The organism is Sphingomonas faeni (assembly GCF_040407495.1).
GTDB classification, from domain to species: domain Bacteria; phylum Pseudomonadota; class Alphaproteobacteria; order Sphingomonadales; family Sphingomonadaceae; genus Sphingomonas; species Sphingomonas faeni_D.
Map to the genome: position 1 here is coordinate 43,909 of NZ_JAPZPP010000004.1, position 15,373 is coordinate 59,281.

Here is a 15,373-nt window from a genome sequence, read left to right on the forward strand (position 1 = left end):
AACGCCGATCACGCCTGCGCGCGCGTAGCCCCCGGTCGCCATAGAACGTCGCCGGCCCCGTTTTGGTTCACTGCGCGCGACGCCACGAACAGGAAATCCGATAGCCGGTTAACATACGCTAATGCCGCCGGATTCAGCGGCATATCGTGCGTCGCCGCGACCGCAGATCGCTCCGCCCGCCGCGAAATCGCCCGCGCCAGATGCAGTGCGGCGGCCTGCGGCGATCCGCCCGGCAGGATGAAACTGCGCAACGGCGCGAGGTGCGCGTTCATCGCATCGATCTCGTGCTCGAGTCGCTCGACCTGCGCCGGCACGATGCGCAACACCATCTCCGACGGCGCGAACCCGTCCTCGGTCGCAGGCGTCGCAAGGTCGGCACCAAGATCGAACAGGTCGTTCTGGATCCGCTCCAGCGCAGCGGCGAGCAGATCGTCGCCGAGCGCCATTACCGCCAAACCAATGGCGGAGTTCGCCTCGTCGACATCGCCGATCGCCTGCATCAGCGCGCTCGCTTTCGACACACGTGATCCGTCGACCAGCCCTGTCGTACCGTCGTCACCGGTTCGCGTGTAGATCTTGTTGAGCTTGACCATTTTTACCCATCAACACCAGGACTCGTCATCCTGACGAAAGTCAGAAACCAGAGCGCCTCGCCAATTACTCTGGATCCTGACTTTCGTCAGGACGACGGACGCACACCAACTGCGGAAGTGGCCGAACCGCGTAAGCGGAGCAGCCCCTTTCCTAGTTCCGTCCCGCCGCGAACAGGATAACGACGACAATCAGGATCGCGAGCGCCTGGAAAAAGATCCGCTGCTGCATCATCCGATTCGATTTGAGCGACGCCGCGCTCGGCCCGTTGCCGTCGCGGACCTGCGCCGTGCCCTCCTGCAGGAACGACACGACGCCCCGCACCAGAGCCACGACGGTCGCGATCATCGCCGCGATCAGGAGGATGACGAGGAATGTGTTCATGAAGGGAATGTAAGCGCACCGGATGCTGCTAGCAATGGCCGTAGCAGTGTTGCGGATCCCCCCGTGATGCGCGCAAATGCTGCATGTTATACTTGACGCTGAAAGCCCTGATTTCCGGCATTCTTATCGCCGCCGCCTCGGAGATCGCCAAGCGCTATCCCGGCTTCGGCGCGCTCGTGGCGTCGCTGCCGTTGGTGTCGGTGCTCGGCATGATCTGGCTCTGGCGCGACAAGCCCGACCCTCGGACGATGGCCGCGCACGCCGGCGCGACCTTCTGGTACGTGCTTCCGTCGCTGCCGATGTTCCTGCTGATCCCGGCGCTGCTCCACCACGGCGCGCCGTTCTGGGTGTCGCTGGTGGCGGGGTGCATACTGACGATCGCGCTGTACGCAGCGATGACATGGGCGGCGCCGAAACTGGGGATAGAGCTTTAGCGGCGGCATCCACCACGCCTTAGCCACCACCCCGGCGAAGGCCGGGGCCCAATTGGGAAAGCCAAGGTGAGGAAGCAATAAGCTTCATCATCACCGTCCCCCAATTGGGCCCCGGCCTCCGCCGGGGTGGTCCGTCGGTAAAATTGGCGTGACCCCCAGAATTGTTTCCCCGCGAAGGCGGGGATCCAGACTGGGCTCCCGCCTTCGCGGGAGAACAAGGAGGCACAGGCTACGATCCGTTTCCGGCCATACCCTGCTCAGATCACCACGCTAATGATCGGCAGCGCGGATCGGTCACCCCCCACTCCGCACCCGATCCGCCAACGCCACCCCGTCCTCCCCCGCCGCTCGCATCTCAGCCAGCGAGCGCGCCCCATCTCGCTTCGCCAACCGCCGCCCCGCCGCATCCACCACCAGCGGATGATGATGATACGTCGGCACCGGCACCCCCAGCAAAGCCTGCAAAACCCGGTGCACGTCCGTCGCCGCGAACAGATCCACCCCGCGCACCACGTCCGTCACACCTTGCGCCGCATCATCCAGAGTCACCGCCAGATGATAGCTAGCCGGCGCATCCTTCCGCGCCAGCACGACGTCCCCCTGCGCCAGCGGATTGGCGACAACCGTCCCCGCAATCGCATCATGCCACGAAAGCACGCTGGTAATCGCCACAGCCTTCGCCATGTCGAGCCGCCAGCAATGCGCCACACCCCCCCGCGCAGCGACCTCCTCCGCACTCAGACCCCGACAAATCCCCGGATAGACCAGCCCGACATCCCCCTGCGGCGCCGACGCACTCGCCGCGATCTCCGCCCGCGTACAGAAACAGGGGTAAACCAGCCCGCGCGCCCTCAAAGCCTCCAGCGCGACATCATACGTAGGCAACCGCTCCGACTGGAACACCAGCGAGTCCCACCGCAACCCAAGCCACGCCAGATCCTCCAATATTCCCGCGACGAATTCAGGCCGGCTCCGCGTCCCGTCGATATCCTCGATCCGCAGCAGGAACCGCCCCCCCCGTTCGCGCGCGTAATCGTGCGCGCGGATCGCCGAGACCGCGTGGCCCAGATGCAACCGCCCCGTCGGGCTCGGCGCGAACCGCGTTACGACCGGTCCGTCGCTCAGCATGCTTGACCGACCGCCACGCGCCGTGCTGTCATGGCGGTGTCATCGCTGTCGTCCATAGGGCGCTCTGCGAAGCCTGAGTGGGAGGAGCCGTGTTTCACCCCGATCTGATGCGTCATCCGGATGGTTGTCCGGCGCTCGTGCTCAATGCCGATTACACGCCGCTTTCCTACTATCCGCTCAGCGTCTGGCCGTGGCAAACCGCGGTCAAGGCGGTGTTCCTCGATCGTGTTGACATCGTCGCCACCTATGAACGCGAAGTCCGCAGCGCCAATTTCGCGCTGAAGCTGCCCTCGGTGATCGCGCTCAAGCAGTTCGTCCGACCGTCGCAATTTCCCGCCTTCACCCGCTTCAACCTGTTTCTGCGCGACAAGTTCACCTGCCAATATTGCGGCAAGCTGCGCGATCTTACCTTCGACCATGTCGTCCCCCGCGCGCAAGGTGGGCGTACCACATGGGAGAACGTCGTCACCGCCTGCTCGCCCTGCAACCTCAAGAAAGGCGGCCGCACGCCGAAACAGGCGGCGATGCCGCTGCATATCGAGGCGATCCGCCCGACCAACTGGCACTTGCAGGAACACGGCCGCAGCTTCCCGCCCAACTACCTGCACGACACGTGGCACGACTGGCTCTATTGGGACATCGAACTCGAGGCCTGACGGCATCGATACGACGGGAGATTCTATGCAGGTGAAACTGGTGGCGGCGCTCGCCGCGACGGGAATTCTGGTGTCCGCGTGCGGCGACAAGGACGCGCAGCGCGCGCAGGCTGATCGCAATGCGGCCGGCTTCGTCCCGCCATCGGTCACCTCGCGGCTCGATTTCGGCGCCAGCATGGAACGGCGTTTCCGTACGCTCGACCGCAACGGCGACGACCGCATCACCAAGGACGAGCTCCCCTCGCCGAATGCACGGATCAAGGCGTTCGACCGCAACAAGGACGGTATCATCACTGCGATCGAATGGAGCGAAGGCACGCTCGCCTGGTTCGACAAGATGGACCTGAACCATGACGGCACGGTCACCTCGGAAGAGCGGGCGGAGTCGCGCAAGCGCTGATCAGCGCAATTAAGTGTCGATGACGACCGGTTCGACGCGACAAATATACCGCATGAGGTTGACCTGATCCCTGCCGCAGCGCAGCAGGGAATCATGGCTAGCCTTCCCGCAATCGCGAACAATTCCGACATCCGCTTCCTCGGCAAACTCCTCGGCGACGTCATCCGCGCGTACGGCGGCGAGCGTCTGTTCGAGGCGACCGAGACGATCCGCAAAGCCTCCGTGGAGCGCCACCGCGACGCCTCCGAAGGCAAGCCCGGCGACGATCGCGCGGTCGATCTCAGCCTCGAAAAGCTCAGCCTCGACGAGACGCTCGATTTCGTCCGCGGCTTCATGCTCTTCTCAATGCTCGCCAATCTCGCCGAAGACCGCCAGGGCATCGCCGCGGAGGACGGCGCCGACCTCGCCTCCGCGATCGCCCAGCTCGAATCCGAAGGCATCGACCGCGCGCAGATCCGCACGTTGCTCGATCACGCACTGATCGCCCCCGTGCTCACCGCGCACCCGACCGAAGTCCGCCGCAAGAGCATGATCGACCACCGCAACCGCATCGCCGAGCTGATGGGCCTGCGCGATCTCGGCCGCGACACCACGCCTGACGGCGACAGCGTCGACGACGCTATCCTCCGCCAGATCGCGCTGCTCTGGCAAACCCGCGTCCTGCGCCGCGACCGCCTCTACGTCACCGACGAGGTCGACACCGCGCTCAGCTACCTGCGCGACGTGTTCCTCCCCGCATTGCCCGCGCTCTACCAGCGCTGGGACCGCGCGCTCGGCGAACGCACGCCGAGCTTCCTGCGTCCCGGCAGCTGGATCGGCGGCGATCGCGACGGCAACCCGTACGTCACCGCCGACTCGCTCAAGACCGCGCTGTCGAAGGCGAGCGAGGCGGTGCTCGGTTATTATTGCGACGCGGTGCACGCGCTCGGCGCGGAACTCTCGATATCGACCGAACATGCGCCGGCCGAGGCCGCGGTGCAGGCGCTCGCCGACGCCAGCGGCGACGATGCCGCCAGCCGCAGCGACGAGCCCTATCGCCGCGCGCTCTCCGGCATCTACGCCCGACTGTCCGCGACGCACGACGCGCTCACGGGGAAGCACGCCCCCCGCCCCGGCCGTCTCGTCGGCGAGCCCTATGCCAACCCCGCCGACTTCCGCGCGGACCTCGTCACGCTCGCGCACGGCCTCGGCATCGCGCTGAAGACCGGCGGCGCGCTCGGCCGCCTGATCCGCGCGGTCGAGACGTTCGGCTTCCACCTCTCCACCTTGGACCTTCGCCAGAACAGCGCCGTCCACGAACGCGTCGTCGCCGAACTGCTCAAGGTCGCCGGCGTAGAGGACGAGTACCTCGCGCTCGACGAAGACGCGCGCGTCGCGCTGCTCCGCCGCGAACTCGCCAACGCCCGCCCGCTCACTTCGCGCTTCGCCGAATATTCCGAGGAAACCGCCGGCGAACTCGCGATCGTCCAGGCCGCCGCCGGCGCGCACGCCGCCTACGGCCCTGCGTGCATCACCAACTACATCGTCTCGATGGCGCAGTCGGTCAGCGACCTGCTCGAAGTGAACCTCCTGCTCAAGGAAGTCGGCCTCTACCGCCCCGGCGAAACCCCGACCGCAGCGATCATGGCCGTGCCCTTGTTCGAGACGATCGGCGATCTCGAAGCCGCCCCCGGCGTCATGACCGCGTGGTTCGCGCTCCCCGAGATCGCCACGATCTCCAAGGCGCGCGGCCATCAGGAAGTGATGATCGGCTATTCGGACAGCAACAAGGACGGCGGGTACCTCACGTCCACCTGGCAACTCTCGAAAGCCTCGACCGCGCTAAAACCCGTCTTCGCAGCCGCCGGCGTCGGCATGCAGCTCTTCCACGGTCGCGGCGGCGCAGTCGGGCGCGGCGGCGGCTCGGCGTTCCGTGCAATCCGCGCGCAGCCCTCGGGCACCGTCCAGGGCCGCATCCGCATCACCGAGCAGGGCGAAGTCATCGCCGCAAAATACGGCACGCGCGACGCCGCGATGACCAATCTCGAAGCGATCGCCTCGGCCACGTTGCTCGCCAGCCTCGAGCCCGAACGCCTCTCCAATGCCGACAACGCCAGCTTCTCTGCGGCAATGGACACGCTCAGCGACTCCGCATTCCACAGCTACCGCGACCTGGTCTACGGTACGGAAGGCTTCCGCACCTTCTTCCGCCAGATGACGCCGATTGCCGAGATCGCCGGCCTCAAGATCGGCAGCCGCCCCGCCAGCCGCACCAAGTCCGACCGCATCGAAGACCTCCGCGCGATCCCCTGGGTGTTCAGCTGGGCGCAGGCGCGCGTCATGCTCCCCGGCTGGTACGGGGTAGGCCGCGCGATCGCCGATTTCGAGGACAAGGCGCTGCTGAAGGACATGGCGCAAGGCTGGCCGCTCTTCGCCTCCGCACTGGCGAACCTCGAGATGGTGCTGGCCAAGTCCGACATCGGCATCGCCGAACGCTATGCGGGCCTCGTCGAGGACGACAAACTCCGCGAGATCTTCACCACGATCCGCGACGGCTGGCACCAGACCCACGACGGACTTTTGCAGGTCACCGGCCAGTCCCGCCTCCTCGAAAAGCACCCCACGCTAGACGCCTCGATCCGCCTCCGCCTGCCGTATATCGAGCCGCTCAACCTCCTCCAAATCGAGCTGATAAAGCGCCGCCGCGCCGGCGAGGACGACCCGCGGATAGGCGAAGGCATCCTCCTCTCCATCAACGCCATCGCCACGGCCCTGCGAAACAGCGGCTAATCCTCCCCGGAACGGGGAGGGGGACCAGCGAAGCTGGTGGAGGGGGCGGGCGGCAAAAGTACCAGCCGTGAGACTCGCCGTTGCCTAAGCACAACGCCTGTCGTCGCTCAGACACAACCATAACGCTTGCGGCGCTCCCCCTCCACCACACCGCTACGCGTCGCGGTCCCCCTCCCCGTTCCGGGGAGGATAAAACGGCGCAGCGACATCCTCGCGCACCCGCATCAACCGCCCGGTCGCGCGGTCCAGCAAAGCCCAGGTCGTAACCGCCTCCAGCTTCACCCGCCCATCATCGCCGACAAACCGAACATGCCGATCGAACCGAGCCCCCTTCGGCGCCCCCTCGACCCACGTCTCACCAACGACGGTCTCCCCCGCAACGACACTCCCGCGGTAATCGATCTCATGCCGCGTCACGACCCACACATAGGCCAGCTTATGTTCGGCAGGCGCCACCGCCTCCCAATGTGCAGTCGCGATGGCCTGGATCCACTGCACCCAGACCGCATTGTTCACATGCCCAAGCTCGTCGATATCCGCGTCCTGCGCCGTGATCGAGAGCGTGAACCGGCTCACCCCGCGACGCCCAGCTGCCACAGCACGAACGCGTGCTCCTCCGCGCCCTCACGCAGCGACTCGAAACGCCCCGACTTGCCGCCATGCCCCGCACCCATGTTGGTCTTGAGCAACAGCACATTGTCGTCGGTCCTCATCAGCCGCAGCTTGGCCGCCCACTTCGCCGGCTCCCAATAGGTCACGCGCGGATCGTTCAGCCCGCCGCTGATGAACATCGGCGGATAAGCCTGCGCCCTCACGTTGTCGTACGGCGAATACGACCGGATCAGCGCGAACGCCGCCTCATCCTCGATCGGATTGCCCCACTCAGGCCACTCGCCCGGCGTCAGCGGCAAACTCTCGTCGAGCATCGTGTTGAGCACGTCGACGAACGGCACATCGGCGATCACCGCGCCCCACAATTCCGGATCGGAATTGACCACCGCCCCCATCAGCTCGCCGCCAGCAGACCGTCCCGCGATCGCGATCTTCCCCGCCGACGTCCATTGCGCGTCGACCAGCGCCTTCGCCACATCGACGAAATCGTTGAACGTGTTCGCGCGCTTCTCCAGCTTGCCGTCCAGATACCATTGCTGGCCCAGATCATCGCCACCACGGATGTGCGCGATCGCATAGGCAAACCCGCGATCGAGCAGGCTCATCCGCCCCGTCGAGAAGCCCGGCGGGATCGCGTACCCGTACGCCCCATACGCATAAAGGAACAAAGGCGCCGACCCATCGCGCACGAACCCGGCGGGATACACGATCGACACCGGTATCTCGGTCCCGTCCCGCGCGGCGATCTTCAGCCGCTCCGTCGCATACTTGGCCGGATCGTACCCGCTAGGGATCTCCTGCACCTTGAGCATCGTCCGCTCGCCGGTGTCGACGTCATAGTCGTACACCGTCCCCGGCGTGACCATCGACTCATACCCAAGCCGCAACACCGTCATGTCGTACTCGGGATTGTCCCCCAGCCCAGCGACATAGCTCGCTTCGGGGAAGTCGATCCGCTTGCCCTCGGTCGGCGTCTCGTACCGGTGGATCGCGATCTGATCGAGCCCGTCCTCGCGCCCATCGACCACGAAGAAGTCCTGATAGCACTCGACCCCGGTCATGTAGAAATGCGGCGAGGCCGGAATCAGCTCGCTCCACGCATCCGGCTCCTCGACCAGCGCGGTGCAAAGGCGGAAATTCGGATCGACGTCGTTGGTGTGGACGAACAGCGTCCCGTCATGCTCGTCCACATCATATTCGCGGCCCACCTTCCGCGCCGAAACGAGGATAGGCACCGCCAGAGGCTCGTGCGCAGGCAGCAGATATAGTTCGCTGGTCACATGATCGCTGGTCGCAATCACGATCCACTTGCGCGAACTCGTCTCGCCGACGCCGACGCGAAAGCCCTCGTCTTCCTCGTGGAACAGCACGACGTCCTCGGAGATCGGCGTCCCCAACCGGTGGAACCGCGCATTGTCCGTCCGCCACTGCTCGTTCGCCAGCCCGTACAGGAAACCCGCATCGTCCGCGGTCCAGACGATCTCGCTGAGCATCCCCGGGATCACGTCGGGCAGATGCTCGCCGGTATCCAGGTCCTTGACCCGAACCTCGAACCGCTCGCTCCCATTGTCATCGATCGCATAGGCGAGATACCGCCCATCATTGCTGATGGAGAACGCCCCTAGCCGGAAATACTCGTGCCCCTCCGCCAGCGCCGGCTCGTCGAGCAACAACTCGTCGTCACCATCCGCGACCGGCTTGCGCCACCATTTCTTGTACTGCCCGCCGGTCTCGTACGCGGTCCAGTAGAGCCAGTCGCCATCCTTCTGCGGCACCGAGGATTCATCCTCCTTGATGCGCGCTTTCATCTCTTCGTAGATCGTATCGGTGAGCGCTTCGTGCGGCGCCATCTGCGCTTCGAAATACACATTCTCGGCGGCGAGATACGCCAGCACGTCGGCGTCATCGACCTCAGGATAGTTAGGGTCCTTCAGCCACGCATACGGATCCTCGATCGTCACGCCATGCGTGGTGAAGCTGTGCGGGCGCTGTTCGGCGATGGGGGGCGTGGTCATGCCGGTGTGTTAGCCTTGGTGGGTGTGGATGCCAACGCTGTGGCGTTGGGGAGCGATCGATAAAGACCGCCCACCACCCCGGCGGCGCCACCCCGGCGCCAAGATCCCTAGGCCACCACCCCGGCGAAGGCCGGGGCCCAATTGGCAAGGTTGCAGTAACTGTGCGCGATCCTCCGTTATTGCCGTCCCTCAACTGGGCCCCGGCCTCCGCCGGGGTGGTGGCGATTGGTGTGGACCACCGTGCACCAAACGTGTTTCCCCGCGAAGGCGGGGACCCAGACTGGGCTCCCGCCTTCGCGGGAGAACAAGAAGCGGAAACGTACGATAGCAGCTAAGAACACCACCCCGGCGGAGGCCGGGGCCCAGTTGGAAAGGTCACCGTAACGAAGCGCGGTCCTCAGCCATCACCGCTCCAACTAGCCACGTCCTACCTCGGGAAAATGGTCGAAAGTACCGGCCAACGCTGCAAGCGCATTCCCTCCCCCCGCCCGCACCCGCTGTCCTACACATCTGCTTTCTGTCACAACGCCCGGCATGGACCGTGACCAACCGATCCGTACCCATATCCATGCCGTCGCACCCGTCCGCAACGCCCACCGGATGAACGTATTGAAACCTCGCCAGCGTCTGCACTTTCTATACTTCACTTTTGACGAGAGACCGAACCGATGACCCCGACCGCCCGCTTAGCCGACCGCCTCGCCGCCCTCCGTGCCCAGCTAACTGCCGATAATCTCGACGGTTTCGTCATCCCGCTCACCGATGAACACATGAGCGAATATGTCGGCGGCTACGCGCAGCGCCTCGCCTGGCTCACCGGCTTCGGCGGCTCGGCCGGCACAGCCGTCGTCGTCGCCGACCGCGCCGCGATCTTCACCGACGGCCGCTACACGATCCAGGTCCGCGAACAGGTCGACGGCGCGCAGTGGGACTATGCCGACGTACCCCAGACCAGCCCCGCCGCCTGGCTCGCCAAGCACGCCCCTGAAGGCGGCCGCATCGGCTACGACCCGTGGCTGCACACCGGCGGCTGGGTCGCCGACGCGGGCGCCGCGCTCGCCGATCGCGGCGCGACGCTGGTCGCGGTCGATGCCAACCCGGTCGACGCGATCTGGACCGACCGCCCCCTGCCCTCACCCGCCAAGCTCACCGTCCAGCCCGACCAGTTCACCGGCGCGTCCTCCGCCGAGAAACGCGCGAAAATCGCCGACTGGCTCTCGGAGCACAACGCCGACGCGGTCGTCCTAACCGCACTCGATTCGATCGCTTGGGCGCTCAACATCCGCGGCGGCGACGTCGACCACACCCCCGTCGCGCTATCCTACGCGATCGTCAGCGCGGACGGCACCACAGACCTGTTCGTCGCCCCCGACAAGCTCGACGACGCGGTTCGCCAACATCTCGGCAACGCGGTCCGCCTCCACGACCGCGCCGCCTTCGCCGCGACCCTTGCCACCTATGCCGGCAAGCGCGTCGCCGCCGACCCTGAGCGAGCAGTCGCGGCGATCACGCAGGCACTCCAGGCCGGTGGCGCCAAGATCCTCCCCCTCCGCGACCCAGTCGTCCTCGCCAAGGCCATCAAAAACCCCGTCGAGATCGCTGGCCACCGCGCCGCGTCCGCCCGCGACGGCGCCGCACTCGCGCGCTTCCTCCGCTGGGTCGAAACCGAATGCGTGAAAGGCGGCCAGACCGAACTCAGCGCCGCCGCCAAACTGCTCGCGTTTCGCGAACAGACCGGCGTCCTCAAGGACACGTCGTTCGACACGATCTCCGCCACCGGCCCGCACGGTGCGATCCCGCACTACCACGTCACCGAGGAGTCGAGCGCACCGATCGAACCCGGCCAGCTCTACCTGATCGACTCCGGCGGCCAATATGCCGACGGCACCACCGACGTCACCCGCGTCATGCCGATCGGCGAACCGACCGCAGAGATGCGCGACCGATTCACCCGCGTCCTCAAGGGCCATATCGGCATCGCCACCGCGGTCTTCCCCGACGGCACGATGGGCGGCCAGATCGACGCCTTCGCCCGCCGTCCGCTGTGGGAGGCCGGCCTCGATTTCGCGCACGGCACCGGCCACGGCATCGGCGCCTATCTGGCCGTCCACGAAGGCCCGCAGCGCATCGCATCGCCGAACTATCCCGGCGGCGCGGCGATGGAGCCCCTGCGCGCCGGCATGATGCTCTCCAACGAGCCCGGCTACTACAAGGCAGGCGAATACGGCATCCGCATCGAGAACCTGATCCTGATCGAACCGCGCGCCATCCCCGGCGCCGACCGCGAGATGCTCGGTTTCGAGACGCTCACCTTCTGCCCGATCGAACGCACGTTGATCGAGCCCCCGCTGCTGACCGCAGCAGAGCGCCAATGGGTCGACGACTATCACGCACAAGTGCTGGCGGTCCTGACCCCCGAAATGACCGACGCGGAGGATCGCGCCTGGCTCACCGCCAAGTGCGCGCCGCTCAGCTAGAGGGCTCGTCCTTGGACGCAGGCGCGGCCCCCACGGCACGCGCCTGCGCCTTGCGCCGCCGCAGGTTCTCGCGCAGCGCGGCAGCCATTCGCTCGGCCTTGTCCGCCGCCTTTCGATCCCGATCATCCATAAATATGCCCTACATTGCGGCGCGGTGCCTTGACAATCATCCCGCCCTCGTCTCTTAGCCCCACTCCGCCGGCAGCGATGCCGACGAGTGCTGCCGTAGCTCAGTGGTAGAGCGCATCCTTGGTAAGGCTGAGGTCGTGAGTTCAATCCTCACCGGCAGCACCATTTTTCAATGACTTAGCGTCGGCGGGCTTAGTGCCCGCCAACCTTGGCAAGCGCCCAGCAAGCCACAATCCACGGTTATGCCGGCTATAGCCGCCATCGGAATCAGGACGAACCGCGGCGGGGACGGGACAGGCTGCTGGACCGGGCGCCTCAATGATCGTCATCATGAAGCACCCGCAGCGTCTGGACGGTCCGATTCATGAGGCGGAACAAGACGCCCCAGCGTTGAGCGCAGATCGGGTGATGTCGAATATGCCACCTTTCCAGCCATCGGCGCGGATATCGCCCGTTACGGGAACGGTTCAGTCCGAGAAGCGATTTTCGGATCGAGTTGCAGGTCGATCCACTCGAACTCTCTCATCCGTTCGACCCGTCGTCGTACTTCCGGAGCCGTATGGTGGACTGCGGTGCCTAACGATCAGCGGCGGGCATTCGCGATTATGACGTCGGCAACGCCCGTCAGACCGGTGACGATGATCTGGACGCCGACGCATAGGAGCAGGAATGCGACGAGCCGTGACAATGTACGCGCGCCACTGGGTCCGAGGAGTTCCACCACCACGTCGGAATAGCGGTACGACAGCCACACGGTCACGGCGATACCCACCGCCGCAAGTATCAGTCCGCCGAAGAAGGGCAGAATGCCGTTTCCGCTCATTGGACGCTGCGAGGACAGGGCGATCGCCACGGCGATCGTCCCAGGGCCGGTCGTGAACGGCATCGTCAACGGGAAGAACGCGATGTCGTCCGCGGACTCCTGTGCGGGAGACGCGGCGTTCGCCTTGAGTTGCTCGTGGACTGCCGGCTGCATCAACAGGCTCCACGCTCGGATCGCGACGACCAGCCCACCCGCGATCCTGAGCGCCGACAGGCTCACACCGAATGCGTTGAGGATGAAGCCGCCGAGGCAGAGGGAGGTGACAAGGACTATCGCCGCGTAGGTCGCGATCCTGCTCGCCAGCCGGTGACGCTCGAGGGCCGTACGGTCCGAGGTTACTTCGTTGAATATCAGTGCGGCCCCGATCGGGTTCACGATCGAGAACAATGCCGGGAAGGCGAGAAGGAAGGCTCCCCCGACGGTGCCGAGGGTAGGCGGGCTCATTTCGAACACATGGGTCTCCCTTGATGCACCACCTGACCGCGAGACACGGTCAGAATTTCCACCGCAGCGGAAGATTGGCGAGCGTCGCCACCAGTTCATCCTTGCGGAACGGCTTCGCCAGCCGAGGTACGGCAGGTGCGCCGTCGCTCATTTCGGCATAGCCGGATACGATCAGTATTGGCAGTTCGGCACGGATATCATTCAGCCTCACCGCGAGATCGACGCCGGTCATGCCCGGCATCAGGTGATCGGTGACGACCAGGCGGACCTCTCCGTCATTCTCCACGATCGTCAGCGCTTCCTCCGCGGACGCGGCTTCAACGACGTCGAACCCCAGGTCGGTGAGCATCGCGGCGGTGCTCAAGCGGACGAACTCCTCATCGTCCACGACGAGCGCAGTGCCATGTCCTCGGACCATCTCGGTGCTCCCGACGAGGGGATCGGCATCCAGCATCGTCGCCGATCGTGGCAACCACAGTGCCACGCTGGTACCTGATCCCGGCTCGCTTTCGATCGTAAGGGCGCCGCCTAATTGTGATGCAAGTCCATGCGCCATCGAAAGCCCCAGACCTGTACCGCTGCCGACGCCCTTCGTGGAGAAGAACGGCTCGATGGCACGCGCCAACGTTGCGTGATCCATGCCGACGCCGCTGTCAGCCACCGCGAGGCGCAAGTAATCGCCGGCGTCCAGACCAGCCCCCTCGCCCGGACGGAGTTTGGCGCTGATGGTCAGGCTGCCGCCATTGGGCATCGCGTCGCGAGCGTTCACCGCCAGGTTTAACAGGGCCATCTCCAGCTGATTCGGATCGGCCTTCGCTGGAGGGAGATCCTCATCGACGTCGACCGCGACCTTGATCTTTGGACCGATCGTGCTGGAGACGAGCTCGGCCATGTTGCGCACCAGGGTGGCGAGATCGACCGCGACCGGTTGCAGCGGTTGCTTCCGCGCGAATGCGAGTAGCCGTTGTACGAGTAGCCGGGCACGCTCGGCAGATTGTGCAGCGCCGCTGACCAGGCGTTGATCGCGTTCGCTTCCGAACCCTTTGCGCTGGAGCATGTCGAGAGCGCCAACGATCGGGGTGAGCAGATTGTTGAAGTCGTGCGCCACACCTCCCGTCAGGCTCCCCATTGCTTCCAGCTTCTGGCTTTGCCGAAGTTGTTCGTGGGCGGCTTCCAGTTCCGCCGTACGCTCCGCCACCCGGGTCTCCAGGGTTTCCGTCATATCGCGGAGCTTCGCCTCGGCCGCTTTTCGCGGGGTGATGTCGATGGCGGTTTCCACACGACGGATACAGCGTCCGGTTTCGTCGAAGACCCCGCGCCCTTTGGCGGCAACCCACCGTATCTGTCCGTCCGCTCGGCCGATGGTCCGATACTCGACGTCGTAGAGGGCCCGCTGCTTTGGATCGGACGCTGCCTCGTAAGCCGCGATGGTCGCCGCGAGATCGTCTGGATGCAGCCCACCGTAGAAGTCCGTCATCGACCCGACCCATTCGGGGCCGATCCCGAACATCGCCTTAGTCTGGGAGGACCATGTGAGCACGTCATTGACGAGGTCCTCGTCCCAGAAGCCTATTTCGGCATACTCGGTCGCGAGCCGAAACCGGCACTCGCTATCGCGAAGCTGCTCCGTCGCGCGAATCTGCTGCGTCACATCGTAGCCTCCGACGAATATCCCGATCACTTTGCCGGCGTCATCGCGGACGGGTTCGTAGACGCAATCGACAAACCGCTCGCCATCCGCACGATCGAACCTGAGCGGCATCGCGACGGCGACCAGAGGCTCGCCAGTTGCATACACCTGATCCAGTGCCTCGAAGACGCCCTGACCAGAGAGGTCGGGGAGAGCCGTTCGCACGGTGCGACCGATGAATTCTCGCTCTCCGGATAAGGCGATGTACGCGGCGTTCACATATTCGAACCGATGCTCGGGGCCCCAAAGCAGGGCGGCGAAGCCCGGTATCTGCTGCAGCATCAAGCGCTGTCGTTCGCGTTCAAGACGCAGTTGTCTTTGGACCACGATCTGCTCGGTCGTCTCCGAACATATCACGAGGACCCCACCTATCCCGTTCGGCGCCTCGGCGTCGTAGATGGAGCTGTAGCTCGAGGTCCAGTAGACGTCCTCGAGTTTCCCATTCCGGAGCGAAGGCAAAAGCTCATTTTCGTTCCAGGTAGCACCTCCTCCACGCATCACCTGATCGAACTGGTCCCCGATGTTGTCCCATTTTTCACGCCAGACGGCACGTGCATCGAGGCCGAATGATCTTGGGTGGAATTCGGGGCCGACGGATGCCCGGTAGGCATCGTTATAGAAGCAGAATCCGGAACTGCCCCAGAGCAGGTATGCAGGATGCCGAGTGGTGAGGATGAGCCGCAGTGCCGACTTGAGCGGTTCGGGCCAGTTCGCCGGCTTTCCGAGTTCGTGCGATGACCAGTCGCGCAGTCGGAGCAGCGACGCCATTTCGCCGCTGCCGGCAAGGAAATGCCCGCTCATGTCAGGGTAGCCGTGAACAA

The 15,373-nt window shown here is 65.2% G+C and carries 13 protein-coding genes and 1 tRNA gene; 6 read left to right on the top strand and 8 right to left on the bottom strand.

Annotation, left to right across the window (positions count from 1 at the left end; genetic code table 11):
- Positions 1-8: 8 nt before the first annotated feature.
- Both O6W96_RS13365 and O6W96_RS13370 read right to left on the bottom strand, forming a co-directional pair.
- The gene (locus O6W96_RS13365; protein WP_353470027.1) at positions 9-593 is read right to left on the bottom strand and encodes a cob(I)yrinic acid a,c-diamide adenosyltransferase; all 585 of its coding nucleotides are present in this window, start codon (positions 591-593) and stop codon (positions 9-11) included.
- Positions 594-744: 151 nt separating this feature from the next.
- Complete coding sequence (locus O6W96_RS13370; protein ID WP_056052241.1) at positions 745-975, bottom strand: twin transmembrane helix small protein; 231 nt, start codon at positions 973-975, stop codon at positions 745-747.
- An 83-nt stretch (positions 976-1,058) separates the two neighbouring features.
- Between O6W96_RS13370 and O6W96_RS13375 the strand changes: the two genes are divergently transcribed.
- Positions 1,059-1,409, top strand: coding sequence for a DUF3147 family protein (locus tag O6W96_RS13375; protein WP_353470028.1), 351 nt, complete (start codon positions 1,059-1,061; stop codon positions 1,407-1,409).
- Positions 1,410-1,703: 294 nt separating this feature from the next.
- Here the strand turns inward: O6W96_RS13375 and gluQRS are convergent, their stop codons facing one another.
- The gene (gluQRS, locus tag O6W96_RS13380) at positions 1,704-2,537 is read right to left on the bottom strand and encodes a tRNA glutamyl-Q(34) synthetase GluQRS (protein ID WP_353470029.1); all 834 of its coding nucleotides are present in this window, start codon (positions 2,535-2,537) and stop codon (positions 1,704-1,706) included.
- A gap of 89 nt (positions 2,538-2,626) precedes the next feature.
- Between gluQRS and O6W96_RS13385 the strand changes: the two genes are divergently transcribed.
- The 3 genes from O6W96_RS13385 (at position 2,627) to ppc (ending at position 6,362) form a co-directional block, all read left to right on the top strand.
- On the top strand, positions 2,627-3,193 hold the full coding sequence (locus O6W96_RS13385; protein WP_056052248.1) for an HNH endonuclease: 567 nt from the start codon (positions 2,627-2,629) through the stop codon (positions 3,191-3,193).
- 25 nt (positions 3,194-3,218) lie between these two features.
- Complete coding sequence (locus O6W96_RS13390) at positions 3,219-3,593, top strand: EF-hand domain-containing protein (protein WP_353470030.1); 375 nt, start codon at positions 3,219-3,221, stop codon at positions 3,591-3,593.
- A gap of 93 nt (positions 3,594-3,686) precedes the next feature.
- Positions 3,687-6,362 (top strand): phosphoenolpyruvate carboxylase, encoded by a 2,676-nt coding sequence (gene ppc / locus O6W96_RS13395; RefSeq protein WP_353470031.1) that lies wholly within the window; start codon positions 3,687-3,689, stop codon positions 6,360-6,362.
- 153 nt (positions 6,363-6,515) lie between these two features.
- On the opposite strand, the gene O6W96_RS13400 is transcribed toward ppc, so the two are convergent.
- Positions 6,516-6,938, bottom strand: a complete 423-nt coding sequence (locus O6W96_RS13400) for an acyl-CoA thioesterase (protein ID WP_132735119.1) — start codon at positions 6,936-6,938, stop codon at positions 6,516-6,518.
- Positions 6,935-8,989 carry a S9 family peptidase gene (locus O6W96_RS13405; protein ID WP_353470032.1) on the bottom strand — a complete coding sequence of 685 codons (2,055 nt, stop codon included), beginning with the start codon at positions 8,987-8,989 and terminating at the stop codon, positions 6,935-6,937. The genes O6W96_RS13400 and O6W96_RS13405 overlap by 4 nt, the downstream gene beginning before the upstream one ends.
- A gap of 668 nt (positions 8,990-9,657) precedes the next feature.
- Between O6W96_RS13405 and O6W96_RS13410 the strand changes: the two genes are divergently transcribed.
- Positions 9,658-11,466 (top strand): aminopeptidase P family protein, encoded by a 1,809-nt coding sequence (locus O6W96_RS13410; RefSeq protein WP_353470033.1) that lies wholly within the window; start codon positions 9,658-9,660, stop codon positions 11,464-11,466.
- Here the strand turns inward: O6W96_RS13410 and O6W96_RS13415 are convergent.
- Complete coding sequence (locus O6W96_RS13415; RefSeq protein WP_353470034.1) at positions 11,459-11,596, bottom strand: hypothetical protein; 138 nt, start codon at positions 11,594-11,596, stop codon at positions 11,459-11,461. The genes O6W96_RS13410 and O6W96_RS13415 overlap by 8 nt on opposite strands.
- Positions 11,597-11,685: 89 nt before the next feature.
- Here O6W96_RS13415 and O6W96_RS13420 point away from each other — a divergent pair.
- Positions 11,686-11,760 (top strand) — tRNA-Thr (locus tag O6W96_RS13420).
- A gap of 418 nt (positions 11,761-12,178) precedes the next feature.
- Here the strand turns inward: O6W96_RS13420 and O6W96_RS13425 are convergent.
- Complete coding sequence (locus tag O6W96_RS13425) at positions 12,179-12,862, bottom strand: MarC family protein (RefSeq protein WP_353470035.1); 684 nt, start codon at positions 12,860-12,862, stop codon at positions 12,179-12,181.
- A gap of 49 nt (positions 12,863-12,911) precedes the next feature.
- On the bottom strand, positions 12,912-15,353 hold the full coding sequence (locus tag O6W96_RS13430) for a hybrid sensor histidine kinase/response regulator (protein WP_353470036.1): 2,442 nt from the start codon (positions 15,351-15,353) through the stop codon (positions 12,912-12,914).
- Positions 15,354-15,373 lie beyond the last annotated feature (20 nt).

Coding starts and splice junctions, on each gene's coding strand:
- O6W96_RS13405 (WP_353470032.1), bottom strand. CDS start 8,989: ATGACCACGCCCCCCATCGCCGAACAGCGCCCGCACAGCTTCACCACG.
- O6W96_RS13390 (WP_353470030.1), top strand. CDS start 3,219: ATGCAGGTGAAACTGGTGGCGGCGCTCGCCGCGACGGGAATTCTGGTG.
- O6W96_RS13375 (WP_353470028.1), top strand. CDS start 1,059: ATGTTATACTTGACGCTGAAAGCCCTGATTTCCGGCATTCTTATCGCC.
- O6W96_RS13415 (WP_353470034.1), bottom strand. CDS start 11,596: ATGGATGATCGGGATCGAAAGGCGGCGGACAAGGCCGAGCGAATGGCT.
- gluQRS (WP_353470029.1), bottom strand. CDS start 2,537: ATGCTGAGCGACGGACCGGTCGTAACGCGGTTCGCGCCGAGCCCGACG.
- O6W96_RS13370 (WP_056052241.1), bottom strand. CDS start 975: ATGAACACATTCCTCGTCATCCTCCTGATCGCGGCGATGATCGCGACC.
- O6W96_RS13425 (WP_353470035.1), bottom strand. CDS start 12,862: ATGAGCCCGCCTACCCTCGGCACCGTCGGGGGAGCCTTCCTTCTCGCC.
- O6W96_RS13410 (WP_353470033.1), top strand. CDS start 9,658: ATGACCCCGACCGCCCGCTTAGCCGACCGCCTCGCCGCCCTCCGTGCC.
- O6W96_RS13430 (WP_353470036.1), bottom strand. CDS start 15,353: ATGAGCGGGCATTTCCTTGCCGGCAGCGGCGAAATGGCGTCGCTGCTC.
- O6W96_RS13365 (WP_353470027.1), bottom strand. CDS start 593: ATGGTCAAGCTCAACAAGATCTACACGCGAACCGGTGACGACGGTACG.
- ppc (WP_353470031.1), top strand. CDS start 3,687: ATGGCTAGCCTTCCCGCAATCGCGAACAATTCCGACATCCGCTTCCTC.